This window comes from Burkholderia sp. 4M9327F10, assembly GCF_005503145.1.
In the GTDB taxonomy this organism is placed as follows: Bacteria; Pseudomonadota; Gammaproteobacteria; order Burkholderiales; family Burkholderiaceae; genus Paraburkholderia.
The window spans coordinates 134,254-160,355 of the sequence record NZ_SCNV01000006.1 but is presented as its reverse complement, the minus strand read 5'-3'; the positions used below and the strand labels follow the sequence as shown (position 1 = coordinate 160,355).

General features: G+C 60.1%; 21 protein-coding genes. 9 read left to right on the top strand and 12 right to left on the bottom strand.

The features are described from left to right. Window positions 1-113 precede the first annotated feature (113 nt). Window positions 114-1,757, top strand: coding sequence for a methyl-accepting chemotaxis protein (locus FFS45_RS42730; RefSeq protein ID WP_137954284.1), 1,644 nt, complete (start codon window positions 114-116; stop codon window positions 1,755-1,757). Here FFS45_RS42730 and FFS45_RS09030 read toward each other — a convergent pair. The 3 genes from FFS45_RS09030 to FFS45_RS09020 form a co-directional block, all read right to left on the bottom strand. Continuing rightward, window positions 1,706-3,028: an MFS transporter gene (locus FFS45_RS09030; RefSeq protein ID WP_249362729.1), complete on the bottom strand. Its 1,323-nt coding sequence runs from the start codon at window positions 3,026-3,028 to the stop codon at window positions 1,706-1,708. The genes FFS45_RS42730 and FFS45_RS09030 overlap by 52 nt on opposite strands. Window positions 3,029-3,103: 75 nt before the next feature. Then, complete coding sequence (locus FFS45_RS09025; protein ID WP_137954283.1) at window positions 3,104-3,892, bottom strand: citryl-CoA lyase; 789 nt, start codon at window positions 3,890-3,892, stop codon at window positions 3,104-3,106. Between the two features lie 30 nt (window positions 3,893-3,922). Next, the gene (locus FFS45_RS09020) at window positions 3,923-5,479 is read right to left on the bottom strand and encodes an AMP-binding protein (RefSeq protein WP_137954282.1); all 1,557 of its coding nucleotides are present in this window, start codon (window positions 5,477-5,479) and stop codon (window positions 3,923-3,925) included. Between the two features lie 250 nt (window positions 5,480-5,729). On the opposite strand from FFS45_RS09020, the gene FFS45_RS09015 reads away from it, so the two are divergent. Further along, window positions 5,730-6,542, top strand: coding sequence for an IclR family transcriptional regulator C-terminal domain-containing protein (locus tag FFS45_RS09015; RefSeq protein WP_137954281.1), 813 nt, complete (start codon window positions 5,730-5,732; stop codon window positions 6,540-6,542). 177 nt (window positions 6,543-6,719) lie between these two features. Beyond that, window positions 6,720-8,303, top strand: coding sequence for a methyl-accepting chemotaxis protein (locus tag FFS45_RS42725; protein WP_137954280.1), 1,584 nt, complete (start codon window positions 6,720-6,722; stop codon window positions 8,301-8,303). A gap of 248 nt (window positions 8,304-8,551) precedes the next feature. On the opposite strand, the gene FFS45_RS09005 is transcribed toward FFS45_RS42725, so the two are convergent. Then, window positions 8,552-9,751, bottom strand: a complete 1,200-nt coding sequence (locus FFS45_RS09005; protein ID WP_137954279.1) for a hypothetical protein — start codon at window positions 9,749-9,751, stop codon at window positions 8,552-8,554. Window positions 9,752-10,089: 338 nt separating this feature from the next. Between FFS45_RS09005 and FFS45_RS09000 the strand changes: the two genes are divergently transcribed. Further along, window positions 10,090-10,680: a DUF6886 family protein gene (locus FFS45_RS09000; RefSeq protein ID WP_137954278.1), complete on the top strand. Its 591-nt coding sequence runs from the start codon at window positions 10,090-10,092 to the stop codon at window positions 10,678-10,680. Window positions 10,681-10,800: 120 nt separating this feature from the next. Further along, complete coding sequence (locus tag FFS45_RS08995) at window positions 10,801-11,757, top strand: alpha/beta fold hydrolase (protein WP_137954355.1); 957 nt, start codon at window positions 10,801-10,803, stop codon at window positions 11,755-11,757. A gap of 189 nt (window positions 11,758-11,946) precedes the next feature. Here FFS45_RS08995 and FFS45_RS08990 read toward each other — a convergent pair whose 3' ends face one another. After that, window positions 11,947-12,588: an NAD(P)H-binding protein gene (locus tag FFS45_RS08990; protein WP_137954277.1), complete on the bottom strand. Its 642-nt coding sequence runs from the start codon at window positions 12,586-12,588 to the stop codon at window positions 11,947-11,949. 34 nt (window positions 12,589-12,622) lie between these two features. Next, complete coding sequence (locus tag FFS45_RS08985; RefSeq protein WP_137954276.1) at window positions 12,623-13,318, bottom strand: CerR family C-terminal domain-containing protein; 696 nt, start codon at window positions 13,316-13,318, stop codon at window positions 12,623-12,625. Between the two features lie 279 nt (window positions 13,319-13,597). Here FFS45_RS08985 and FFS45_RS08980 point away from each other — a divergent pair, with 279 nt between their 5' ends. Beyond that, window positions 13,598-14,326 carry an SDR family oxidoreductase gene (locus FFS45_RS08980; protein WP_212745714.1) on the top strand — a complete coding sequence of 243 codons (729 nt, stop codon included), beginning with the start codon at window positions 13,598-13,600 and terminating at the stop codon, window positions 14,324-14,326. A gap of 42 nt (window positions 14,327-14,368) precedes the next feature. Then, entirely contained in the window at window positions 14,369-15,142 is a 774-nt protein-coding gene (locus tag FFS45_RS08975) for an SDR family oxidoreductase (RefSeq protein ID WP_137954274.1), read from the top strand. A 149-nt stretch (window positions 15,143-15,291) separates the two neighbouring features. Here the strand turns inward: FFS45_RS08975 and FFS45_RS08970 are convergent, their stop codons facing one another. Beyond that, a complete protein-coding gene (locus FFS45_RS08970; RefSeq protein ID WP_137954273.1) occupies window positions 15,292-16,623 on the bottom strand; it encodes a phosphodiester glycosidase family protein in 1,332 nt (443 codons plus the stop codon). 35 nt (window positions 16,624-16,658) lie between these two features. On the opposite strand from FFS45_RS08970, the gene FFS45_RS08965 reads away from it, so the two are divergent. Further along, window positions 16,659-17,051, top strand: coding sequence for a hypothetical protein (locus FFS45_RS08965; protein ID WP_212745713.1), 393 nt, complete (start codon window positions 16,659-16,661; stop codon window positions 17,049-17,051). Between the two features lie 337 nt (window positions 17,052-17,388). On the opposite strand, the gene FFS45_RS08960 is transcribed toward FFS45_RS08965, so the two are convergent. Together FFS45_RS08960 and FFS45_RS08955 are read right to left on the bottom strand one after the other, a co-directional pair. Next, entirely contained in the window at window positions 17,389-17,736 is a 348-nt protein-coding gene (locus FFS45_RS08960) for a hypothetical protein (RefSeq protein WP_137954271.1), read from the bottom strand. A gap of 155 nt (window positions 17,737-17,891) precedes the next feature. Next, window positions 17,892-19,343 (bottom strand): ISNCY family transposase, encoded by a 1,452-nt coding sequence (locus FFS45_RS08955; RefSeq protein WP_137954354.1) that lies wholly within the window; start codon window positions 19,341-19,343, stop codon window positions 17,892-17,894. A 416-nt stretch (window positions 19,344-19,759) separates the two neighbouring features. Here FFS45_RS08955 and FFS45_RS08950 point away from each other — a divergent pair, with 416 nt between their 5' ends. After that, window positions 19,760-21,136, top strand: a complete 1,377-nt coding sequence (locus tag FFS45_RS08950) for a hypothetical protein (protein ID WP_137954270.1) — start codon at window positions 19,760-19,762, stop codon at window positions 21,134-21,136. Window positions 21,137-21,278: 142 nt separating this feature from the next. Here the strand turns inward: FFS45_RS08950 and FFS45_RS08945 are convergent, their stop codons facing one another. The 3 genes from FFS45_RS08945 to FFS45_RS08935 all read right to left on the bottom strand — a co-directional run bounded on the left by FFS45_RS08945 (window position 21,279) and on the right by FFS45_RS08935 (window position 26,096). Then, window positions 21,279-22,613: a hypothetical protein gene (locus tag FFS45_RS08945; protein WP_137954269.1), complete on the bottom strand. Its 1,335-nt coding sequence runs from the start codon at window positions 22,611-22,613 to the stop codon at window positions 21,279-21,281. Window positions 22,614-22,625: 12 nt separating this feature from the next. Further along, a complete protein-coding gene (locus FFS45_RS08940) occupies window positions 22,626-23,537 on the bottom strand; it encodes a hypothetical protein (protein WP_137954268.1) in 912 nt (303 codons plus the stop codon). Window positions 23,538-23,810: 273 nt separating this feature from the next. Further along, window positions 23,811-26,096 carry a DotA/TraY family protein gene (locus FFS45_RS08935; protein ID WP_137954267.1) on the bottom strand — a complete coding sequence of 762 codons (2,286 nt, stop codon included), beginning with the start codon at window positions 26,094-26,096 and terminating at the stop codon, window positions 23,811-23,813. Window positions 26,097-26,102 lie beyond the last annotated feature (6 nt).

The following is a 26,102-nucleotide window of genomic DNA, read 5'->3' as shown; positions in this document are numbered from 1 at the left end:
GCCGTTAACACCTGGATAGATTAACCAGGTCAATGGTGACACGGGCGTCAATGGCGCAGTGCAGGGCGGTCAGGCCGGCACCCGGTTCAGTCACAGCAAACGAGGAAAATATCGTGCCGTTTCTTAAGAACATGAGAGTGGTGACGCAACTCATTTCAGGCTTTGCGCTCGTCACTCTCCTGCTGGTTGGACTGGGTGTGTTTTCGCTCTACGAGGTCAGCGCCGAAAATGCTCATGTCAGGGTGCTCCGCGATAAATGGTCGGCCAGCGTCAGCAGCAGCCTGCGGATGCAAAACGCCCTGAACCAGATCCGCCTCTCCGAATTCCGCATGGCGTCCAGCGACAAGGCGGCCGAAGTACTGGCGGTGGATTCGAGGATGGAGCCACGCATCGAGGCGTTCCGCAGCGCCAGCGCGGAATACGAAAAGCTGATCTCCGAGCCCGAGGAAAAGACGGCCTTCGCGGACATCCAGGTCCTGATGCCCCAGTACATGGACCTCGATCAGCAGGTCCGGGCGGCGGCGAAAGCAGGCAACCTGCAGCAAGCCATGAGCATCCTGACAGGGCAGTCCGGAACGGTTCGGGATGCTGTGGCGAAAGACATCGACAAGATTGTCGCCATCAATGAACAAGGTTCGGCCACGGAAGGCAAGGCCGCCGCGCTGGCTTATCACAGTGCGATCGCGCTGGTGGTCGGCCTGATTGTCGCGGCCGCCGCTGTCGCGCTGGCCGTGGCGCTCTTCATCGCCCGCGGGTTCGCGAGGCAGCTCGGTGGCGAGCCTCGCGAAGCCGCGGCCTTGGCCAGTGCCATCGCAGCCGGCAATCTGCGCGTCACCGTGCCATTGAAGGCGGGCGACAACGCCAGCCTGATGCATTCGCTCGCCGCCATGAAAGAGCAGTTGACGACGATCGTGCGCGGCATCAAAAGCTCGAGCGAATCTATTTCGGTTGCCGCAAGCGAGATTGCCCAGGGCAACACCGATCTGTCGCAGCGAACGGAAGAACAGGCCGCTTCTCTGGAAGAAACGGCGTCGAGCATGGAGCAACTGACCAGCGCCGTGCGCCAGAACGCGGACAACGCCAAGCAGGCAAGCCAGCTGGCCAGCACGGGATCAGGCGTCGCAAAGCGCGGCGGCGAGGAGATCGGCCACGTTGTCGCGACCATGCACGAGATTGCAGAAAGCTCGGCGCGGGTCGCGGAGATCATTAGCGTGATTGAGGGGATCGCCTTCCAGACCAACATCCTGGCGCTCAATGCGGCGGTCGAGGCGGCCCGCGCCGGCGAACAGGGACGAGGATTCGCCGTGGTGGCGGGCGAGGTCCGCACGCTCGCCCAGCGAAGCGCGACCGCCGCCAAGGAAATCAAGGATCTGATTACCGAGTCGGTGACCCGGATCGATACCGGTTCGAAGCTGGTTGAAAACGCCGGCCGGACGATGGACGAAATCGTGACCTCTGCGGGGCGCACGACCGACATCATGAACGAACTCGCGGCGGCCTCGGACGAGCAGAGTACCGGCATCGGGCAGGTCAATACGGCCATTACGCAGATGGATGAAGTGACGCAGCAGAACGCCGCTCTGGTTGAGCAGGCGTCGGCCGCGGCACAGGCGCTCGCGCAGCAGGCGCAGGCGCTGCTTGAGGCGGTGTCGGTTTTTAGTGTCGAGGGTGAGGCTTTCTCCGCGGGAGGGGCTAGCGGGACCCGTTACGCCGGCACGGCTGCGCGCCGCTTTCGCACACTGGCGCCGAAGATCTGAGTGAGAATCGCGGTGACCAGCAGGAAGCCGGAGAGCCACAGCAGCGAGCCACTGTAGCCCGGCGTGGTCTGCCTGATCCAGCCGACAAGATAGGGGCCGAAGAAGCCCGCCGAATTGCCGACCGACAGGATCAGGCCGAAACCACCCGCCGCCGCACGGCCTGTCAGGAACGTCTGCGGCAGTGCCCAGAAGGTAGCGAGAAAGCCGAACGCGCCGATCAGCGCAACGCTCAGGCCGAGCATGACGAGCACACCGTTGTGGGCAAGGCTGCTGAGCGCCATCGCGGCTGCGCCGAGCAGGCACGTCGCTGTGACGTGCCAAACCCGCTTGCCGGTGCGGTCGGAACTGCGCGCCCACAGCACCATTGCTATGGCGCCGAGCAGATTCGGCACGGCGCAGACTAGTCCCACGGTCACGTCGTTCAGACCGAGCGATTTCACAATCTGCGGCATCCAGTAGTACACGCCGTTCAACCCGATCAGACCCGTCAGATACGTCAACGAGAGCACGAGCACCCGGGCGTCTGTGAGCGACTGGCGCAACGACAGGTGGCCAGCCGCCTCGATGGCCGCGCGCTCGCGCTGCAACTCCGTCTCGATCCATCTTTTTTCATCGTCGCTGAGCCAGTCCGCTTTTTTCGGGGAGTCGAGCAGCGTGAACAGACACACGGCGCCGAGCAGCACCGCCGGAATGCCTTCCAGCAGGAATAGCCACTGCCACTGTTTCATGCCGCCGATACCGTTCAGCGAAAGAATCGCGCTCGACAGCGGCCCCCCGATCACTGCGGCAAGCGGCACGCCCAGCAGGAAGGTGGCGACCGCCTTGGCCCGCCAACGGGCCGGGAACCAGTAGCTGAGGTAAATGAAAATGCCGGGTGCGAAGCCGCCTTCGGCGACGCCCAGCAGGAAGCGCGCGACCATGAGCTGGGTAGGCGTGCGGGCGAGGGAGCATACCGCTGTCATGATGCCCCACGTAATCATGATGCGGGCAATCCATCTGCGTGCGCCGAACTTCTGCAGCGCCAGATTGCTGGGAATCTCGGACAGGCAATAGCCAATGAAGAAGGCGCCGACAATCCAACCAAACAGCGTGGGCGAAATGCCCAGATCGCGATTCATCGTGAGCGCGGCAAAGCTCACGTTGGTCCGGTCGATATAGCTCACCAGAAAGCACATACAGACGAACGGCAAGATGCGCAAAGAAACCTTCGCCATCGTCCGTTCGCGATCGACCCGGTCGTCGCCCACTGCTACTGCTGTTGAACTCATCATGTGTCTCCCCGTCCTCGGGTTGGTTTTTTTGTCGCGCTAACGTCTGGAATATCGGTTGAACAAGTTCGGTCAAAGCTATTCGTTGGCCCGCGAGACGGTTGGAATCGCCTCCTCGACCGTCTCCCAGATAAAGCGTCCGGAGGGCGACTCCAGTTCTTCGCTAATGTGCGAGACAAGACCAGCCGCCCGGGAAATGACGGCGAAGCCGCGCATCACGTCGGTAGGTACGCCCACCTCGCCGAGCAACGCGGCCACGGCTCCGGTGGCATTGATCGTGATGGGGCGGCCAAAGACCTCGTCCACCGCGGAGGAAAACTGCTCGAGCATGGCAATATGGCGTCCCGGCAATTCGGGCTCGGCCTTGCCCAGTTCGAGCAGCTTATAGGCGCGCGGATCGACGGGTTTGTGCAGATGATGACCAAAGCCAGGGATGGCCTTGCGGTTTTGCTTATGCTCGCGCGCAATAGCCAGTGCTTCCTGGTAGGGGGCCGGCGCCTGCAGCAGATGATCGAGCAGGCGCGAGCAATTCTCCATCGTGCCGACGAACTGGCTGCCCACCGCGAGCAAACCCGAGGCGACCGCGCCCTGGAGGTTTTCAGGGGCGCTCATATAAACGAGACGTGTCGCGATCGAACTTGGCGTCAGGCCATGCTCCATCAGTACGATCAGCACGGCATCGACGATGCGCACGTCCACCGCGTGTACGGCGCGGCCGAGAATCTGCATCAAAAGCACTTCGGTGAAGGTCTTTTTGCCGAGCAGGTCGTCGACCAGATTGGCATCGCCGTAGTGGAGCGAGGTCAGGGTGTGGGCGCAAAGCCGCGTGGTAGGCGGCCGGCGATCGGACTGCTTCGCGGATGTCATGGCATTCCTCATTGCATGCTTCAACATGCTTCATGCAGCGGTTTGTACAGGGCGGTTCGACAACAGCGTGTCGCGGACGACGGTTTTCAGCACTTTGCCGACCGGCGAGCGGGGCAGGTTGTCGTAGAAGTGAATCTGCTTGGGCGTGTGGACGGGACCGAGTTTCTCGCGCACGAAAGCGGCCAGTTCGGCCTCGGTCACAAACATGCCCGCGCGTAACTGGACCGCCGCCTGCACCGCTTCGCCCCACTTCTCGTCGGGCATGCCGAACACCGCGCATTCATGCACCGCGGGATGCTGCGCCAGGGCGTTTTCGACATCGATCGGATAGACGTTGAAGCCACCGGTGATCACGAGGTCGCGGATCCGGTCCTTCAGATAGAGATAGCCCGCCTCGTCGATATAGCCGCGATCGCCGGTGTGCAGCCAGCCGTCCACCATCGTTTCCGCGGTTTTCTCCGGCAGGTTCCAGTAACCCGTCATCAGCAGATCGCCGCGGGCCACCACTTCGCCGATTTCCCCGGTAGGCAGCAGACGTCCGTCGGGGGCCATGATGGCCACGTCGCTGAACCATGCGGTGGCGCCGACCGATGCCCAGCGCGCCGGGTCGGCAAAATCTTCGGGGCGCATCACAGTCAGTATCTGGGGCGCTTCAGTTTGGCCATACGTGGTGCCCAGCACCGGCCCGAAGAACGCCAGAACGCGCCTGATTTTTTCGGGGGGCATCGGTGCGCCCCCGTAGATCAGGCGTCGAAGCTGTGGAAAGTCGTCGCGCGACACGCCGGGCAGCGCCATCAGCATATAGATCAGCGTGGGCGGCATGAAGCAGACGGTTCCGGCACGTTCGCGGAAGGCGGTGTGCACGGCTTGCGCGCCGGAGTCCGCGAGAATCACATGACAGCCGCCTTGAGCCAGGACCGGCAGGATATACGTCGAAGTGCCGTGGGTGATCGGCGCGCCGACGATATAGCGGTCGTGCTCGCTGAATTGCCACGTCTGGATCTGATTGGCCACGTTCGCCATCCATGCGCGATACGGCTGCATCACACCCTTTGGAATGCCTGTCGTGCCTCCCGTGAATTTGATCGCCTGCGTAGCCGTGTCCGGCAGATCGAACGGGGCGGGGCGTGCGCCCGTGTGGGCCTTGATGACCTCGCGCAAGCGGGGGCGAAAGCCGTCCTCATCGACGTGTACCGGATGGCTCGCGCTGCCGTCGCCATGGCAGTAAATGCGCAGTGCAGAGGCACCCGCCACCAGCTCTGCGTACTTCGCATCCACGACGACGATAGTCGGCTGTGTGGTGTCGAGAATCCGCTGGATTTCCGTTTGCGTGCTGCGTGGATTAAGCGGCACCCAGATCTTTCCGCTGGCGAGTACGGCCAGCAAAGCAATCAGGTGCTCTGTGCTGTTGGCCGCGCAGATTGCGACCCGGCTTTGCGGCGCGGAATCCATACCCTGAAGCGCAGCAGCAAGCGCTGCAACCTGCTCGCCTAGTTCGTCGTAACGCAGCGTGCCTTCCGGTGCGTCGATTGCAATACGGGAGGGCCATCGTTGCGTGGCGCGCCAAAAAAAGTCGATGGGATACATGGTGCCGGGAGTCCTCCGATACACGTCTTTGATTGGGTTCAATTCTGTCTACTCCCCGCATGAACGGAAAATCAAAACGTTCATAGCGCGGACGTTTTCATGGAATCGATTCACAGGAAGGCATCGGTATTTTCCCTGTGCCACAGGCATGGGGGCGTGGCATGTTCGTCAAATTTCCCCGTAAGGCACCATGTTTTTGGATCATATCGTCTGCCATACTTGGCATCCTCTTCAGTGACCTTAGCCATTCATGCGAAGCCGCACCGTCTCTGCTTCCGTCCGTTCGCCGGACGATTCGAAAGATCTCGACAATGCCGGTTCGCGCACCTTGCGGCGCGGCCTGGACGTGCTTGAAGCGGTTCTGGGAGCGAGCGGCGAAGGCGTGCGGATCATCGATCTGTGCCGTCGCTGCGGACTGGAGCGCGCCACGGTGTACCGGATACTCGAGACACTTATCCACGAGGGCTATGTCGAGCCGAGCGGGCGGTTCAGGTACGTGGCCGGGAAAAAAGTGGAAAGGTGGCGCGACGAACGCATGCTGAGTCAGTCAGGCATCGCGGCGCGACTCGAACCAGTGTTGCGCCAGGTCAGCGCCATGAGTGGCGATGCCGCCTTCGCGGTGGTCAGGGAAGGCTGTCTTTCGTCCTGTATTGCCCGCCAGGTGGGCACCTACCCCATACAGATCCTGGCGGTGCAGGTTGGCACGCGGCAACCGCTCGGCGTCGGCGCTGGCGGCCTGGCGCTGCTGGCCGCGTTGCCCGTCGAGGAGATCGAAGCAATCATCGCGCAACTCGACGGTGCGCTATCCAGCTACGGCGGCATGGACGCCGAACGACTGCGGCTTCTGACGAATGCAACGCGGGAGCGAGGCTGGTCGGTGATCGGCAACCACGCCGCCAAGGGCGCGCTGGCAGTGGGGGTGGCTGTGCGCGACCGTCAGGGGCGGCCGGTGGCCGCAGTGAGTGTCGCGGCGCCTATCGAGCGGATGGTGCGTCAGCGGCAGGAGTCTATCGCAGGCGAAATCAAGGCGGCACTGACGACTTTTCTCGGCGAAGGGCTGTGAGGAGGGCTATGAGACGGGCTATGAGACGGGCTATGAGACGGGCCGTGAGACAGGGGTGATAAGCAGCTTTATCCGAAATTTTGTGTCGGATCAGGGTTAACAATAATATGGCATACCATAATCTCGGCCGTTGACACCTTTAGTGGGCTGTTCGCTCACGCCATCACGACGACGACTATGAAGACCATTCAGAACTTGACCATCGCGGGAAAGATCGGTGTCGCATTCACCGGCGTAATTGTTGCCTTTGCGATCAGCGCGGGCGTCTGCGTTTCCAGCATCCGGGAAATCGATCAGAAGCAGAAGGAAATCGCAGCATCCGAAGACGTGCTGCTGCAGTTGAAAGACGGCACGGCGGACTATCTCAACATCGTCTGGGCGGTGCTGGCCAATAACCTGAACGGCAAGCCCGGACACAAGGAATGGATCGTCAAGCACGGCGGCGACTTCGGTACCCGTATCACCGCCTTGCAGTCGATCGACGGCACGGCCGAAGGCGCGGCGCTGGCCGCCGACGCCCGGCAGCAATACGACACGTGGTTGCACACCGTCGTGAATCCGCTCGTCGATATGCGAAAGAAGGTCGATGACTTCGCGGTCAGCGTGAGCGACCTGTCGGAGATGACCGAGGGCTTCGGCTCGTACCTCGGCACGGAGAAGCTGATCGCGGCGGTCGACAAGCTCGACGCCTACGAACGTAGCCGAATGGCGCAAACCCGGCAGGAACTGGATTCTCTGCGCGCACGGATATACACGACCATCGTGATTTCGTCGCTGATCGCGGTGCTGGCCGCCATTCTGGCGGGCAACTGGCTGGCCCGTATTGTCTCGCGTCCGCTGAAGCAGGCCGTGGTGCTCGCTACGCGCGTGGCCGAGGGCGATCTGACGACGCGTATCGAAACCTCGTCGACAGATGAAACCGGTCAGTTGATGCTGAGCCTGAAGGCCATGAACCAGAGCCTGTCGAAACTCGTCGGGCACGTGAGAATGGGTACGGACGGCATAGCCACGGCGTCGGGTGAAATCGCGGCCGGCAACTTCGATCTGTCATCGCGCACGGAACAGCAGGCCAGTTCACTCGAAGAAACGGCGGCCAGCATGACTCAGCTGACCGAGACCGTAAAGCAGAACACGGACAACGCGCGGCGCGCCAGCGAACTCGCCACGCGCGCCTCGGGCATGGCCGACGCGGGCAACGAGGCCGTGCTGGGCATGGTGCAGACCATCGGCCAGATCAGCAACAGTTCGAACAAGGTATCCGAAATTACCGGCGTGATTGAAGGCATCGCATTCCAGACGAACATCCTTGCGCTGAATGCGGCGGTGGAGGCGGCGCGCGCCGGCGAACAGGGGCGAGGCTTTGCCGTCGTGGCGAGCGAGGTCCGCAGTCTAGCGCAGCGTTCGGCCACCGCCGCGAAGGAGATCAAGGAGTTGATCGGTTCTTCGGTGGAGATGATTCAGGGCGGCGCGCAGCGGGCCGCGGACGTCGGCAACACGATGGGGCAGGTCAAGCTCGCGATCAAGCACGTGTCCGATATCGTCGCGGAAATTGCAGCAGCATCGGAAGAGCAGGGCCGCGGCATCGAACAGGTCAACCTTGCCGTCAACCAGATGGACAAGGTGACGCAACAGAACGCGGCGCTCGTCGAAGAGGCCGCGGCTGCGGCGCAGTCGCTCGAAGAACAGGCCACCACCCTGAAGGGCGCGGTGGCGATCTTCAAGCTTGCGAGTGCAGAGGCCGCGACCCGGAAACCGTATTAAATCTGGCGGTTCCCGAATCGCGCCGCGTCCTACGGGTTCTGGGCGACCCCGATCGCCGATTGAGCGGTCGGCCGTGAAGAACTTCCAGCCGTCCGGCACCACGGGCTCGCGCAGAACCACGGGATCCTTGAACCACGGCATGCCGCCGAAAATTACGCATCCTGCTTCGATCATGGCAACGGGCCGCTTGTAGCGGCCCGTTGCGTGGGCAGGTTAGCGCACCCGGCGGGGCATGCGCGCGCGAGCGCCTACTCCCATCCCTGATACCCGGTCGGCTGCACGGAATTGCCGTAGCCGGCAGGGTACGGCCGCCGCAGTTCGGGCGGCGTGTACATCTGGTTATATGCCGGATAGGCAGGCGGGCGCCCCGCTATGACGACCTGTTGCGCCGAGGCTTGAGCGGGCGGCCGAGGTACGTAGTCGGACTGCGCATAAGCCCGTTGGTACTGAGCGGGCGGATACTGCGCAGGCGCGTACTGGTTAGCCTGAACGGCTCGAGGCGGCGGAGGAGGTGGCGCGTATTGCCGCGCGGAGTAGCCGCCTTGTTCCTGAGACTCGGTTGACGCCTGGTTATAGGCTGGCGCCGCCGCGTATTGCTGGGGCTGCCGGGACTGCGGCGCCGCCCGCTGAGCGTTCTGCGAATCGCGGCTCTGCGCGTCGCCGTCGCTGTCCGGTTTGTCGTCCGGCAATGCAGTCACGGTTTGCGTCGGAATCAGTATCGGCGGTTCTGACTCAGGGGCAAACCGCTGCAACGGCGCAGCCCGCGTGGAGGCCTGCTTCAGAGCCGCAGGTTGCATGTCAGCCCGTCTGGGCGGCGCGATCTGCGCCGAAGCCTGCTTCAACGACGCGACCGGCGCAGCGACCCGCCTCGGCGGCGCAGACTCGACTTGCGCGTAGACATGTTTCTGCGGCAGCGGGGCGACTTGCGCGGGAACGTGCTTCGGCGGCACTGGCTCGGCCTGTGCAACGACCTGCCTGGACGGCACGGCTCGCGCAGCAACAACTCGCCTTGGCGATGTGGCCGGCGCGGGTACCGGCTTCGGTGGTGCGACCGGCGCGGCTACGTGCCTAAGCGGCGCGGCTTGCGCTACGACCCGCCTCGGGGGCGCAACCCGCTCGGCAACCGGCTTGGGCGAGGCAGGCATGGCCTCCGCGGCAAGCGGCTTCTGCGGATGCTTCACCTCGTCAGCCAGGTTGGCATAGGGTTTCGAGTCCTCCCTGGCGCGCGCGTTGTAGCCGATGAAATACGCGTAGCGCAGGTCTTTCAGGCGTGCCTGATTGTCGCCATCGGCAGAGACCCGTTCTTCGCCGGGATCGAGAGACGCGTCGGTGTTCGAGTCGTCGTAGGCCGAGGGTGCGGCATCAGCGGCACGGGAGGATTCGGGATGCAGCGCGCCCACAAAAGACACAAGCGCGGCAGCTACCGCGACCAGCACATTTTTTTCCATGCTTTCACCTCGGGATTCCGTGCGACAGGCCGCGTAGGATTCTCCAATCTCCGGACCGGACTTTCAGTCGTACTTCCGGGATATCGACTATTTTTAGCACGTCCTGAAGGGCTTCGCATAATGTTTCCGGGTATAACCCAGGCGAGAGACTATATGCCTCGCGGCCATGGCAGCAGCGGTGTTGTCGGTGCGGAAATTTTTGCCTGCTCGGGCGGCCGTGGCATGCGGCCAGCACGCTGACGATCCCGTTCTGCGACACTCACGCCTGGCCGGCGCTGAAATACGCTGGTCTGGCAGAATTCAATCGATATTTGTTTCTACGGACGCGTCGATACGGCATGACAACCCGCCTCTTTCACTTTAGCGATGATCCGGATATAGCGATATTTCGTCCGCGCCCGGTTCGCGTCGCGGTCGATCGTCCGGTTGGGCAGGAATGGTTGAATGGACCGCTCGTCTGGGCAACGGATGAGGCACACGAGTTTCTATACCTCTTTCCCCGAGATTGCCCACGGATTGTCGTCTGGCCCACGCAGTACACGACGGTAGAGGATCGAGCGGCATGGTTCGGCGAAGCGGCGAACCGTCGCGCGATCGCTCATGTTGAGCGCGCCTGGCTGGACCGTCTCGCTAGTGGCGCCATCTATCGTTACCACGTGCCTGTCGAGCAGTTCGATGATATTGATGACGTAGGAATGTGGGTTTCGAATTCCCCTGTTGTCCCGTCGCAGATGGACGTGCTGGACGATTTGATAGCTGAACTGGAATTGAGGAATGTTGAGCTGCGAATCATGGACAGTCTCACGCCGCTAAAGGGCGTCTGGCAAACGACACTGCACGCCAGCGGAATCAGATTGCGGAATGCGCAGGGCTGGGGAAAACCGGGCTGGACGCATTCGAAGCCCGGAAGACCCGTTGCCATCAGGTAGCGAGCAAGTCGAATGAACTATCCGGCCGGCACAAAAAACGCGGATTGTCAGGGCGACCAATGGACCACCAATGGACCCTCAGCAGGTATTGGCAACAGACAAATTACCTTTCGGAACCTCATGAAAACGTTTATATCGGCTGTTGTGTTGTGCCTGTCGACGACAATCGCACACGCCGCGGGCATAAAGCTCGTTCAGGTTCCAGCTGATGCCGACGGCCCGGCGCTACGGGCGATGGTGTGGACGCCGTGCGCAGAGCCCGCCCAGGCGGTAGCCTTCGGGCCGTATGTCCTGCAGGGGCAGCGCGACTGTCCGGCGGTTGGCGAAAAGCTTCCGCTGGTCGTCATTTCACACGGCCACGGGGGATCCTTCCTTGGTCACCATGATCTTGCCGAGACGCTTGCCGACGCGGGTTTTGTGGTTGCGGCAATCAATCATCCTGGCGATACATACTCGGATATGAGTCGGGCGGGTGAGATGTCTGAGTTCGTCGAGCGGCCGACGGACATAAAACGTCTTATCGATTACATGTTGAGCGCCGCGCCCGACGCAGCCAGAATCGACCCGCAACGGATAGGTTTTTTTGGCTTTTCGCGGGGCGGCTACACGGGCCTGGTGTTGGCCGGCGGCACCCCGGATTTCCTTCATGCCGATGTTCCATGCACGGATCCGAAAGCACCGGTTTGCGAACAGCTCCGACGCCGGGAGGTGCCCACCGATCCGCTGACTCACGACCCGCGGATCAAAGCCTTTGTCCTGGCGGACCCGCTCAATGTGTTCCCGACTGCGGAGAGCCTGAAGAATGTGAAAGCGCCGATTCAACTTTGGGCTTCTCAATTCGGCGGCGATGGCGTGCTGCCACGTAATGCTCCCGCACTCGCCAACACGCTTCCTCACAGACCCGAATTTCACCTTGTTTCCAACGCAGCGCATTTTGCCTTTCTTGCTCCATGTTCCGCGGCAATGAAGAATGATGCGCCGGGACTCTGTGAAGATGGGAACGGTTTCGATCGTGCAGTCTTTCACAAGCAGTTCGATGAAATGGCGCTTACGTTTTTTCAGGCGAATGTTCGGTAGAGTGCGAACGCGCTCTGCCGGACGATGTGTGCCGACCGGTATTCCAACAACACGATTTCTATCCAGAGGCCCCACTGCTCAAGGCTCTACGGATTGTTCAGGACGGACTAAGCCGGCCATTCAAGTGGGCCGCTCAGCTCAAGAACGCCCACCTGTGCCGTGATCGGCTCAAACGGAGGCATCTGCGACTCATCCACCTAGTTGCACACCTCTCCCGACCCACGTATCGACCTCGGCCGCCTCGACCAGGAACTCAGCAAGGTCCGCGCGCGATATGGACCAGGACCACGACACTCGCTCAAGTCCCTGCTGCCTGACATAGTTTTTAGTCGCCGGACCATTGGTGAGCATCCCGGGGCGCGCGATCACCCACTCAAGCCCGCTTTCACGAGTGTCCTGCTCTCGCTGCTCAAGGTCTGCGTACGGAACCTTGAGCAACATGCCAAAGACAAATTTCTCGGCGATCCAGCCAGAAAGCTTTCTGGTTTCACCCACACCGATCCCGCTCAGCACAATCAGTCGTCGAACCCTGCTGGCCTGCATGGCCCGGATAACCAGCCTGGTGCCTCGCGAGAAAAACGTGGGATCTTTTTTGGATCCCGCGAGGGACCCTGGCGATGCGGTCAGGATGACTGCATCGTGACCGGGAACGGCTCTCTCGATGTCCTCGCTGTTGTGAAAGTCTCCCCTTACCTTCGTGAGCTTTGGGTGATTGAGTTCGAGCCTTTCGGGGCTTCGGGCAAACGCCGTGACTTCATGTCCGCGCTCGAGTGCCGCTTTGACGGCGAGCGCCCCAGTTCCTTTTGATGCTCCAACGATCAGGATGCGCATAGGTTGTCTAGCTCCAATAGTTCGTGGACCACGCTCAGTTCATCGCGTCGATCTGTGCCTCCAGCACCCCCTGAATCGTCTTGAGTTCCTCTGGACCGATAGCCGACCAGCCGAGCACGCGCATGGTGGTCGCGCGGCCGCTTCCGAAGGGGGAAAAGCTGGAGAGCAGCATTAGCGCCTGTACGCCCACAGCGGGATCTGTCGGCAGAACGCCCCGGATGCACGCAAGCAACCGGATCACGAGTTGCATGCCAGGCTGCCATAGGCGCTCATATAGGAGTTCGAACGCCGCCCCTGGGTCTCTGACCTCTCGGGCCGCGAACGGCGTCCAGTTGCCAGCCTGATTTGACTCCGCAATGACGGCGAGGAGCGCGGCGATCACCTGCTTGAGGTGAGCCCGCGCCGTTTCGGCGTCACAGCCATCAACAAGCGCTGCGGCCGCAGCGGCGGCCGGGCCGGTCGTGTGCTCAGCGTAACGCTCGACGATGGCTTCGGCGCATGCCCGGTAGAGCCCCTCCTTGTTGCCGAAGTAATACTGAAGCACAGGCAAGGTGACGTCAGACGCCTGCGCAATCCTGCGTGTCGAAGCGGCCGTGAAGCCATCCTCGCCAAATGCTTGCAGCGCAGCCCTCAAGACCCTCCGTCGGGTTTCATCGCTCTTGGAATAGCCCGACCCGGAGGCGGCCGGGGTACTGGTGGCTTTGGACAGGACTTTGTCCTTTTTTTGCATCAATTTTCTCCTGTGCGCTCGGACAATGAGCCTCCTTGCAATGATACCTATCGATCGATATAATTTGAAAAACTATCAATCGATAGATTTTTTGACTTGCCGCGCTGGATGACGATCTGTCGACTGGGTAGCGGCCTCGGGGGGGCATGCACAATGGGCAACACTGAACTACCTGGCGGGCAAGCGCGGCTAGACGTTCGCGCCGAGCCAGGCGCGTCGGTCGAGCGGCACGGAACTAGCAGTTCTCGCAAGGCAACCGCACCATCCGCGCGAGGTGTCGTGGTGATCACGGGCGCAAGTTCCGGCATGGGTGCGGAAATGGCCCGGCAGTTCGCGGCCCTCGGCTACGACCTCGGTCTATGTGCCCGGCGCGCGGACCGCCTGGTTGCACTGGCTGACGAAATCCGCGCTGCTACAGGCCGGCGCGTGCAGGCGTCGCCTCTCGATGTCACTGATCCTGTAGCAGTGAGCGCTGTATTCCAACGCTTCGTGGACACCTTCGGTTCGATAGATCGCGTTGTCGTCAACGCTGGAGTCAGTGGCGGTCGCGAGATCGGAACCGGGAACGCTCAAGCCAATTGCAATATCGTGCAGACCAATTTTCTGGGTGCGCTGGCGCAGTGCGAAGCGGCGTTGGAAATCTTCCGCAAGCAGGGGCGCGGGCACCTTGTGCTCATGTCTTCTGTAAATGGCCTTCGTGGCATCAAGGGACCAAGAGCCGTCTACTCGGCCACGAAAGCCGGCGTCACCTCGCTCGGGGATGGCCTGCTCAGCGAACGAATCCCCGGGCTGGACGTCTCGATCGTTTATCCCGGACTCGTCCGCACCGAGATGACCACGCACATGGAAGGCCACAGCATGATGGTAGACGCTGCTGATGCTGTCCGCGCGATCGTCGCCGGTGTCGAACGTCGCCGCACGAAAGTCTATGCGCCGTGGTGGCCGACCAGGCTGGCGGCACTTGTGGTTCGGTTCGCGCCGTTGAGCGTCGTGCGCAGAATCCTCTGAAGCAGGTTGACCAATCGACGCGCATATTGAGGAGCACGTCACATGACTCATGGCAAATCCATTTTCGACCTCAGCGGGCGGGTCGCCCTCGTCACCGGGGCCGGGCGCGGCCTCGGTTTCGAAATGGCGCGGGCAATGGCCGCCGCTGGTGCGACCGTTATTCTGAACGGCCGGCAGGAAGATACGCTAACCAGGGCAGCCGGGGCGATCGGCGCCGAGGGCGGAGCGGCCTTCAGCCTGGCCTTCGATGTCAGCGACGCGCCCGCTGTGGAAAAGGCCATCGGCGACATCCGCGCCCAACACGGCCGCCTCGATATCCTGATCAACAATGTCGGGCGGCGCGATCGTAGGACGCTCTTTGACTTCGCGCTCGATGACGTCCGGGCCACACTGGAAGATAACCTTGTCGCTCCTTTCCACATCAGCCGGACTGCGGCGAAGGTGATGATCGAACAAGCCTGGGGCCGGATTATCAATATCAGCTCTGTCGGCAGCTTTTTGGGCGGGCCTATCGACGCGCCTTACGCAGCCGCGAAGGCGGGCCTCAACGCCCTGACCCGAACGCTCTCCGCCGACCTCGGTCCACGTGGAATTACTGTCAACGCGATTGCGCCGGGCTTCTTCGCCACGGAAACCAACGCCGGCCTCGTGGCGACGCCGATGGTCACCGAGATGCTCAAGCACCGCACGTCGCTGGGGCGCTGGGCCGATCCAAAAGAGATCGGCGGCGCGGCCGTCTTCCTCGCGTCAGAAGCGGCGTCCTACGTTACCGGCCAGGTGATCGCGGTCGACGGCGGTTACCTGAGCCACCACTGACAGCGCGTGGGCAATGTGTTGCATGGCTTTCGTCTCCGGCACGACGAGATCCGTCTGGTCGAGTCGTCGCGGGCGTGGATGGCATCCAGCAAGGCAGATTGTGGCCGGGTAGGGCGGGTTGAGCATCAGGCGACTTAACCCCGGTCGTGCTAGTTGCCTGCCTCGATCATAAATGTTCCGCCTACCGGCCGCTCGCCGGTGGAATCGGACGGGTGGCCTACCGAATCGCTGTTCGCAGTCGGGTGGCGTACCAGATTATTGACCACGACCATGTTGCTCGACCCGCCGCCGTCGAGGTTCATTGCTGAGGTTGCACCAAGCCAGCGCATGACTGCAGCAGTCTCCGGGATCGTCGTTCCCTGGCTGATTTTGCCGTTTCGCCCGTCGATTTCTACAAGCAGGATGGTACCGTCAGGCGCGGTTCCGATGGCCGTGCGAGGATTGCGGCCTATAACCCAGCCGCTATACCAGCCTGAATCCGATGCCGTCGATTCTCCGGCGTCAGTTCCATTTGGATTCTTCGGGAACCCTTCAGCCCACGCATTTGATAGCAGGTTGTCGCCCGGCACTGATAGCGTAGGCCCTGCCTCTACGATAGTCATACCGGGCGTGAGAGTGACTTCTTTGCCGTCCGAATACAAATGGCTGGTCACACTGAGGTGTGTGCTGGCGGAGTAGTGGTCTTGAAGCCATATAGCGCTGCTGCCGAGCCCTTGAAGCACGTACCCATCTTCGGGCGCCTGCGCGCCGAGCGACGTGTGCCCTGCCACAACATACCCTGTTGAATCGACTACCAGTTCATAGGTTGCCAGTCTGGTCAGGTTGTTGTCCACCTGTGTGTTGGACGATTCATCGTGAAGGTACTGGGAGTCATACATCCGCAAGTCATCGGCGTTTGTGCAATCGGTGTCCTGTTCCGGCGTGGGCGTCGGAGGCCTGGCCTGTGCTCCGCAGTTGATAACCATTCCTAGAATTGGGACGTCTATTTGATTCACGGTGATGGATGAGTTGTGGGCGTCTGTCAAGGTCGTTTTCGACGTCAGGTCAGGCAGTATGGTGACGCTTGGGTATCCATCGCTGGTGGTCTGGATCAGCGCTCCAGGGCGACCGCCTGCCGCGGTGCCGACCAGCTTCCCATTGACCACGGTAGTGCCGACGGACGACCGTGCCGGTGATGCTATTCCCGCCACGTTCACGTTTGAGAAAAAACCCGCGTTAATTCCGGCAATCGCGCCGACTCTGGATGCGGCAGCCGACACTGTTTCTCCGGAGCCGCCGCGGTTGTTTCCGCCGGGTAGCTCGTAGGCCAACCGGGCAGTGGTCCGGGAAGGCTGAATCGCCAGAACGTTGATTAGCCATGGATCGTTCGCGGCGTCGCGGTATTCGATGTGGTAGTAGGAGACTCCTTTGGTCAATTGATTGCTGGTGACAGTTTGTGTTGTTGCCCCAGTGGAACCGAGTGGCACATTCGTCGTAGGCATCGTCCATGTTTCGGCCGTTGTTGTCGTTGTAGGAGTTGTCGCTGTCGGGCGAGAGGGTGTTGCTGTGCCAGAGGGTATTGCTGTGGCAGAAGGTGTTGCCGTGGCAGAAGGTGTTGCTGTGGCAGAAGGCGCTGCTGTGGCAGAAGGCGCTGCTGTGGCAGAAGGCGCTGCGGTGGCAGAAGGTGTTGCTGTGCCAGAAGACGTTGCTGCGGCAGAAGACGCTGCTGCGGCAGAAGACGCTGCTGCGGCAGAAGACGCTGCTGCGGCAGAAGACGCTGCTGTGGCAGAAAGCTTTGCTTTGCCCGCAAGCGCGGTCGTGCATGGGGGCGCTTTTGGGCGCGGAGGTGTTATCGTGCACAAAGGCACTGCCTTGGGTACGGTCGACGTTGCTGTCGCCGTGCTTGAGTCGGAGCGCTCGCATCCCGTGAGCAAAGCGGCGTTAAGAGACGCCAAAACTGTAGCTGCGGTGAAATAGTCACGAAGCCTCATGTTCATCGCCCAATGATTTGAAGTTGTTTTACGTTTTCGCAATCCGAATGCCGGCCGTGTCGGCAGTATCAGCTACGCCTGATTTTTGGGAGAGGGCGGGAAGGCAGATGGAACGATGTATACATCCTCGCCTGATGTTTTGGATGGCGAAGTATCGTTCCTGTGATTTGATTGTTATGACCAGCTATGCGGATAGTCCGTGGCTCAGTACCTGTTGTCAAGATGTGGTGAAGAATTTGATCCGGGGGTTCGGCCAGGTACGGAGATATGCGAGGACTAGATTGCCCTGATATCGAGTGTGAGCTGGTGGACAAACAATGCGTCGTTGGCTGCGGGGCGCGGCTTGATGACGGGTTGCGATGCCTGCTGCGCTGCCTCGCGCTCAATCGCGGTAAAACCCATCTGGTCACGCATAAGCTCGTATTCGAGCGCCTGAAGGCGCAACACCGCTACGGCCCACGGCGGGATCACGGCCTTTCCGGCCATCCAGTCCTTGATGGTGCGTTCATGGCGCTGGAGCGTCCTGCAAAGGTGACGCATGGGCAGGCTGCGTGCGTAGTACTGGAATTCGGCTGGTGACGCGGCGTTGTTGCGCGTCAGGATTTTTGGTTTTCGTTTGGTCATGCCCGGCCTCGGTATGGCTGTTGTGTGCGGCGGGAACAAAAAAGCCGCTTGTTGGGAAGCGGCTAATGTAGCGTTTTGCGAAGTGAGTTGCTGCCTTTCACATAACTTACGAACCTTGCAAATGTCACCGCCAAGTTCAAATGTCGCACCTCCAGCTAAATAGAAATGTCGTGTTTCAGAGTGGTTTTAGCCTTGTTTCTTTTTATGGTTTTGGGGTGGGGCGGCGCAGCCGCCCCCCGTTCCTGCATTGCCTTGGCACTGACTTCCAGAACAGCATGATTGATGTCGGTAAAGTCAATTGCTCGCTGTCTCTTCAGCCCGATGAGGGCCTGCTTCGCGCGAACTTCTTCACCGCAATGCGTCCGTGACGGCGAGCCCGAGGTCCGGCGATCATCACGCATGGCCTGAATCTGCCGTGCCACCTGGAGCGCGCTGGCCAGCCGCTTGTTCTCGAGCTCCGCACCCTGATCAATGCGCGTGATGCGATCGTATTGCCGGTACGGCAGCGTGACACCGCTGGCCTGGACCTCGATGACGCCATCGGGGTATTCAACGACCTCCACGTACTCATGCATCAGAGCACGACTGACGGGCGTGTCATCGAGCAGATACATCACCCGGTCGTACTGCACGGTCAGTGCATTGGAGACCTTGCGTGGCACGCGATACGCGAGGATCTGCCGCAGATCCTCGTCGACATGCAACGTCCGGTGAGCGTCGTGATCGCTCCTGGGTGGTTTGCCGAATCGCCGGTTGAAGTCGGCGATGAAGGAGGGCGCATACGCATTGGCCGCCTCGCGGGTGCTGATGCCGCGTAGCCGCAACTCCTTCACGAGGCGATCCTGCAGCGTCAGGTTGGCCCGCTCGACGCGTCCCTTGGCCTGACTCGTGTTCGCACAGAACGCGTCGATGTTCAGTTCATACAGGGCCCGGCCGAACTGCGTGACGCCTTTACCCGCCGTCTCTGAACGTTGCTTCACGTAAAAGACGCTGGCCTTGTCGCTGTAGAACGCCACCGGCTTGCCGTGCGTGTCCAGATACTTCGCCAGCGCCTCGAAGTAGCTGAAGGTCGACTCCGTCGCCGTGAAGTGCAGCGTCATCAGCCGCCCGGTCGCGTCGTCGATAAATACCAGCAGCGTACAGGCCGGCGCCCGGTCTTCGAACCAGCGGTGATCGCTGCCGTCGATCTGGATCAGTTCGCCCAGGCAGGCACGACGGTTACGCGGCTGGTACACCTTCGGCGGGCGCTCCTTACGCGGAATCCACAGCCCGGCAGCCCGCATCAGTGTGCGGACCGTCTCCACGGCCAGCTCAATGCCATGACATTCGCGCAGCTTCTCGCACGCCAGCGTCGGGCCAAAATCCGTGTAGCGCTCGCGGATCAGCGCTAGCGCCCGCTGCGCCATGCCGGCAGGAAGCTGGTGATTGCCCGGCCGGCCACGTTTGCCCGACACCAGTCCGGCCACGCCGGCCACCTCATAACGCTGCACCAGCCGCTCGACCTGGCGTACACACAATCCCAGTCGCTCAGCCGCCTGGCCCGGCTTGAGCCGGGCCTCGGTCACGGCCTGAATGACCTTGAGTCGGTCCAGTTCCCGCATCGTCATAGTTATCCGTTCTGTCACAGCCATCGAGGTCTCCAGCGCCGGAAAAACGGCGGCTGGCTAGCATACGACGGCATCAAAAGCGGACATTTCTATGCAGCTAAAAGCGGACATTACCATCTAGCCGCTACAAGCAAAAAGTTCGATAATTTATCTTATGTCAAATTAGATCCACCAACTTCCTCACTCCCATACCTCGGCCGACCCGAACCCCGTTCCAAAAACTTACCCACGCTTACAAAGACCGCCTGACGTAACTTGCGGTAACGCCGTGCCCCGTAACTGCGCGGTTTCCGCATTGAACAGAACGGTGAAAAAAAGCATGCTTACCCGCGTAACCGAACGTTCAACGCCTGACCCCACGCAACGAGCGAGTGTCGTGTCTACGACAACGACCTGCCGTTGCACGGATAGCAATCATGCAAAAGCTCATCATTCATATTGGCGCCGGCAAATGTGGCAGCTCGGCGATACAGGCCTATCTGGGCGCTAACGCGGCGGCGCTCAGAGCACAGGGTGTACTGATTCCCGGATTGGACTTGACCACGAATGCACGTGTCTACGGCCAGCAAATTAATTTCTTCGTAAATTTGCTAGGTGCGCCGGAGTTAGCCAATCTTCCTCATTCTCCTCACCAGCCAACCAGACCGGACGCCGCACTCATCGTGCGGCGCCGTCTGGCGACACTCAAGGAGGAGATGGACAAAAGCAATTTGCACACGTTAATCATCAGCGCCGAGAATCTCTCTGGCCTGCATGCGTATTCACGCCTGTTTTCCGAGGAGAAGGCACATTTTGACGTGCATATCGTTGCCTATATTCGCCGTCAGGACGAGTATCTTTCGTCTTCATGGGGGCAATGGTACGTCAAAGCTTATAAGAATATCGGCGAATATCTGTCGGCCCGCGCCCCAGTCGATGGAGACTGGTATGCCATGTTAACCCCGTGGCTGGAGGACTTTGGCCGAGATCGCGTTCACGTCCGTCTGTTCGACCGAAAAACAATGTACAACGGGGATGTTGTCGACGACTTCATAAAGACCATTGGATTGCCTGTTGATGAAAATCATAAAAAAATCGGCATTATTAATGAAAGTAACGACGAGCGATTAATCTCTCTGGCCCATCATGTTCAGGATGAGTTTACATCCATTCACGACATGTCTTTTTACGATGCCATGAATGAGCTGCTTGGCAAGGACAGTCGCCAAAATAAATCCAAACCTTACATTTTCGACCCGGAAATTCGCTCGAAAATCATGGATTATTATTCGCAAAGCAATGAAAATGTAAAAAGGATATTTTTCCAGAAAATCCCGCGTGATACACGTCTCTTTCCCTCGCCGGCAAAGAATGAGGTGCTGGATTTGAGTCCCATCGAGAAACTCGAGCAGGAAATTTCGATGCTGACAAAAATCGTCTACTCGTTGACAAGAAAGCTAAGCGAGCCCCAGAAAGCCGAATCGAACCTCGAGATACAGCCGCCTGCCCAATTAGATCCAACTACCGCTCAGATTATCGGTGCGATCGCCATTCCCGGGTCCAAAGTGCTGAAAGATGCGCTAAACAGCCAGTGGTATTCTGAACAGAACCCGGATATCACGAACGTCGGCTTCGACCCCTACTGGCATTGGTTCGATTTTGGAATGAAAGAAGGGAGATTGCCTGCCTCCGATCTTACAAAACTCATGGTTGAGATACTCGCTGAGCGAAACGCGTTATCGCACTCGGATTCTCGGCCGGTGCAAGCGGAAAGCCAGCAGAACAGTGGGCCGGAGAATAAATCGAATTCCTAGATGCTCGCGGGAAGCCTGCCGCCTGCAATCGCGAACTTGATGCGCGGCCCTATCTCCGCCAACGCCCTGAAAGGCAGGACGGGAAAGAGGCATGCACCTTGTCCCCGACGCGAGCCAAACACGCACCTCACCTTGGGTCCGATCACCGGAAGCGGAACGAGCGAATGTTTGCCTGATTACCCGTCAAAGCGTCGGTGTCCTCAGCGACCTCTGCGGCAAGCTGCAAATAGGTGCTCATCGGGTCACTGGCTAGCTCGCTGGTACGGGGTGGAGTGTTCGAGGCCGTGGGTCCCAGAGACTCGCTGTCTGCCGCAAGATGCTCGGCGTGGCTGTGTGATGCGATCTCCCACTGTCCGTGACGGTTCTGCTCGGCCAAGCCGCCGCCGTTCAAAAACGGCGTCCAGTCACCATTCGCATAGGCCCTGCCCGCGCCCTGCCCATCCATCGCGAACAATGTCCCGTCCGTCGCGACGCCGGCGATGTAGCTCTCCTTCGCCGAGTCCTTGCTGGTTGGAATAAGCACGCTCTGCCCTGAGTCGATCGCCGCCAGAACCTGTTCGCCCGCATCCGGATTGCGGAGCATTGAGTCAAAGAGCTGTTTCGCAGGGGGCTTGGAAAAATCGCTCTCCAGGGACGGATCCTGACTGACTGACGCCGACCACAACGGGCCCAGGACCGGCGAGCTGCGGATGTCGTCGATAAGCTTCATGCCGCGAACCGTTGCGGCAACGCCTGAGGACAACGATGCCTTGGAGGACGTTCCAAGGTGCTTGCTCTGGGCAATCTGTGACGAGATGTGCGCTTCGAGTTTCTCGAAGTCCATCGACTGCCCTTTGAGACTACTAACGATCTCCCCTGCTACCTGAGGATTCTGATTGAAAATCTTGCTCAACGCCGCGATTGCACACTCGCTGTCCCTGTCCGACATGTTCTGGACTGTGGGCGAGCCGGCGACTTGCTGCGCAAACGGCAGCAAGCCAGCGAACCCTTTGGATGTTTTCAGGACGCTGGTATCAAGCGCGTGGACGTACTGCAAACCTGCGTCACTGGTCAGAAATTGATCGATCTTCGCGCGAAGAGGATCGCCCTGCACCATGTAGCGGTCCGAAGCGTGCCCGGAGGGTCCTACGAATTCAGGACCGCGAGTTCTCAAATCGTCGGATAACTGCTTTTGCTCGTTCGGTGTCAGCGCCGTTTGTCCGTTGCCGGCCGCCCACGCGTTATATGAACCGATGAGTAAGTTGATTCCCGTCAGGTTGGAGCTGGAATCCTTGATGTCTGATCGCGCGCCGAAGTCATACTGCAAAAGACCGAGTGCGTAGCCGCTCTTCCCGGAAACATTGAGTTCCTTGCTGCTCTTGTTGTAGCTCGCGGCCAGTTGCAAGGTAAAGGCACTTTTCGTACCGACTTCGCCTGAACGACCAACGGCGTTGTACAGGATTTCCATGAGATCGTTCTCCGAATAGCTCTTCGGCATGTCTATCCTTTTTTATTCTCCGTGGGGGAAAAAGTAATCCGTTTCCAGTTTGTAGTACTCGGCTTCATTATCAAATGTCAGAAGCTTGCCGCCGCCAAACACCTTTGAATATCTTTCAGCCCTGGCCGCAGCTACTTCTGCCGAATCAAAAACCTTCACGTCGGATACAGGGCCAACCGGCATGCCGGTTTCGGCCGAGACGCGTATCACCGTGTGACCGACCAGAACCCCAATCGTGTCATCGCCAAAGCCGATCAAATCGCCTCCTCTTAATAACTGTGGCTGGCGCGGAAAATGCCCACAACTCCCCCAGTCGTCCTCACGTACGTTGTGCTCCAGCTTCACGTACGTTTTGCGCCACAGCGGCTTGCCCGTTGCATCGAGCCTGACAACTCCGCCGCTTACGTCGCCACACCGCATTTCCAGATCCTCGATGCCATCGGGAAGATTAAACTCCTCGTATCCAAATCGAGCGCGGTCGGCGCGCGTATAGATATTTGTCTTGTCATCGCGCTTCCATGAGCCATCCGTTGGCTCGAATTCCAGGCTGATGTGTGCTCCCGAGTGCAACGTCACGGTGAAGCTTTTTGGGTTATAGGAAGCCACCGGAATCTTGCCTCTGAAAAACAGTGGCAAGATCCATACGCCGTTTTTCTTATGAGGTCTATCCAGCGCAATATCAGGCAGGCCGTTCGGCAATCTGGCCGCACTGGCCGGCCCGTCGAGATAAAACACAAAATCGGCCGCACCCTGCTGCTCCACCACTGGCGGGTACGCACGCGCTACAGCAGCGTCGCCTGCCGCGGCCGCCTCGCTCTCAGCCAGTATTAGCGAAGCTGACACAAGCAACAACGCAGCAATCGCCGACGCAACCCGTGTCAGCCGATTCGTCATCACATCCGGTTGGGGAAGCCGTTTCTTCATTCACTGTCTCTAGGAAAGATGCATTTAACATGCCGCTCCCCTCGGCTCGCGGGCACATTCCTGCAATCGGCGCGAGCGAGCGGAGGCATTCATCTGTAAGCGCGGATTTTCTTAAGGCTGGCGTATTCGCAGCGGGAGCCATTATCTATTGCTTTCTTCATGGGTCGAGCGCCGTTATGAAATTGCAATAAACGTTTCAAATTCATTAAATAAGGTTTCACAATCGGCCGTCGTCATCGAAACCGACAACTCCCGCCAGTGCCGGCATCCCATTCAGCTCTTCGACCCACCACTACTCTTCCCCGCTACTCTGAGTCCTCCTGGCGCCGTCGATGTTGTATTGGCCGGTGCGCGTCCCGGACCGGGACTCAACGAATGCGCATTTCCGCTGCTCTGGCCCACGCTGCTGTCGAAATTGCGCTTCACCCCTTCCTCGAAGCCGGAATTCGGTGCCGCCATCTGGGCGCCGATCCAGGAGAAAACGTTGTCCGGGATGACGTGAATCAAGCTGAACGCGGAGTTGCATAGCGTCTGGCACATCCCGACATAAAGAACGATGAAGCCAATCATGGTCACGATGCCGGTTGTCGAACCGTACTGCGCGTTCTCCATCGCCACTCCGAACATCGTGTTCAGAAGCGAGCCGAGCACCACCACACTCGCCCCGGCAAGCAGGAAACCAAACACCATAAAGACCGGGCGCAGCATCACGTTCAACAGAAATACATAGCCATGCTGGGTGCGCTGCCCGAGCCCTTCCCCATCCCCATCAAGGTGAGTCATCGCCCATAGCGGCGACGCCACCATCGCTTCGGCCACGACCATGAACCACGAGACGACCCCGCTAAACCAGATGATGAACGGCAGCATCGGCATGTAAACCGAGAGCATTACGCCGAAGAACAGCAGCGTGATCACCATGACCACCACGAATGGTCCAATCGCGTCCTTCGCCCCATTGCCCGCAGCCTTCGATGCCGTGCTTGAGCCCAGGGCGTTCGCCACGGTGGTCGTGATGTTTCCGATCTGCGAACCAGCCGTCTTGTCCGGCGCTTGACCGATATACGAGCCGAGCATGCTCATCCCGGCGCTGACAATGTAATCGCCGACGCTCTTCATGGCGATCAGCGGGTTAAGTTGCACCGGAGCGTTCGCTCCGGTTTGGGTGGCACCGGAGATGAGCGCGGTCACTTCGCTCAGGAGATCTTGCCCGGGAAACCAGTGCGACAGCAAACTCTGTGGATCGCTCGTGCCCGTGTACAGATTGCTGCCGGCCGCCGCTGTGGAGGTTCCGCTTCCACCGGCCGAAACGGACGCATCCTGCTGGATTTGCTGGTTGTAACTTGCCATTACGCTCTTGTAGAGCTGCGGATAAGGCAGGTTGTCCAGATCGGTCGGGGGAACCGCAGTCGCCACGTCCGCCGCCAACTGCGACAACTGGGAGTTGGCTTGCGCGAACGATTGATACCAGGCGCCGAGCATGATCCAGCCGTCGCGCGTCAGGTTGGACTGGATGGAGCTGGCTAAAGCGCTGATCGTGTTCGACTGGCTGCTGATCGCCGCCTGGATCGCGCTCTGATACGCCTGCGCGGCAACTTCAATCGTCGCCTGCGGATCGGCCGGCTGAGCCTGGTTGTTGACCGCGGAAACATACGACTGGGCGGCACCTGACAATGTGGACTGCATGGTAGACAGCGCGCTTTGCTGGGCCCCCTGCAGCGATGATGCAACCGAGCTCGTATCCGTTGAGTAAGCGTTCAAGGCAGACGCAGATGTCGACGCTGACGCACTTGCCGACGTAGCCACATTGGCATCAACTTCGGCGCCGCCGCACGACAGGCCGTTCTGGTTCATGAGCACGATCTTGTTGGCCGTCGTACTCGGGCTGAACGTATCCCCGCTGTCCGCTGTCACGCCGGCATCATCGGGCAGGTTGGCGATCGCCTGATTGGCAGCGGCCGCGCAAAGATTCGCCTCGAACAATGACTGCGCGAGCGTCGTCACCTGCGGCACGACCGGTGTTCCCACCAGAGACCCGCCGCTCGTCAGCACGCTGATTGCCGCAGACAGGGCAAGGTTGGCGATGCCCACGCCCATCATTGTTCCCCATAGCATGATGATCTGCGCACCGCAGTACCCGCCGAACATCGGCACCAGTCCGGTGAAGCCCACCCCCATACGAATGATGAACCACGGAGATGACTTCTTTTGCCCCAGAAATTCCCCATCCTGCCCGGTCGCGATCATCGCGGAGCCGAAGTGATACATCGCCCAGATCACGCCCACAGCCAGAATGCAGGAGTTCAGAACGAGGAACACCTGGGCAATCAGCCCTCCAGACGATGCGCCTGCGGCCGCGTCTCCCCCAGTCAGCGGATTCGTGGCAATCGGACCATAGATGAGTTGCAGCGCCGTCATGGATTTGTCGGTGCCGTTCGACGCCGCGCCTGTGATCGTCCCTATAGACTGGATCGACGTCTGAGCGAAGACAGCGCCTGAAACCGCGAACAACCCGAACAATACGATGAGCCGGTACGTTCTTCTAATGATGGCGAGCATGTCGTC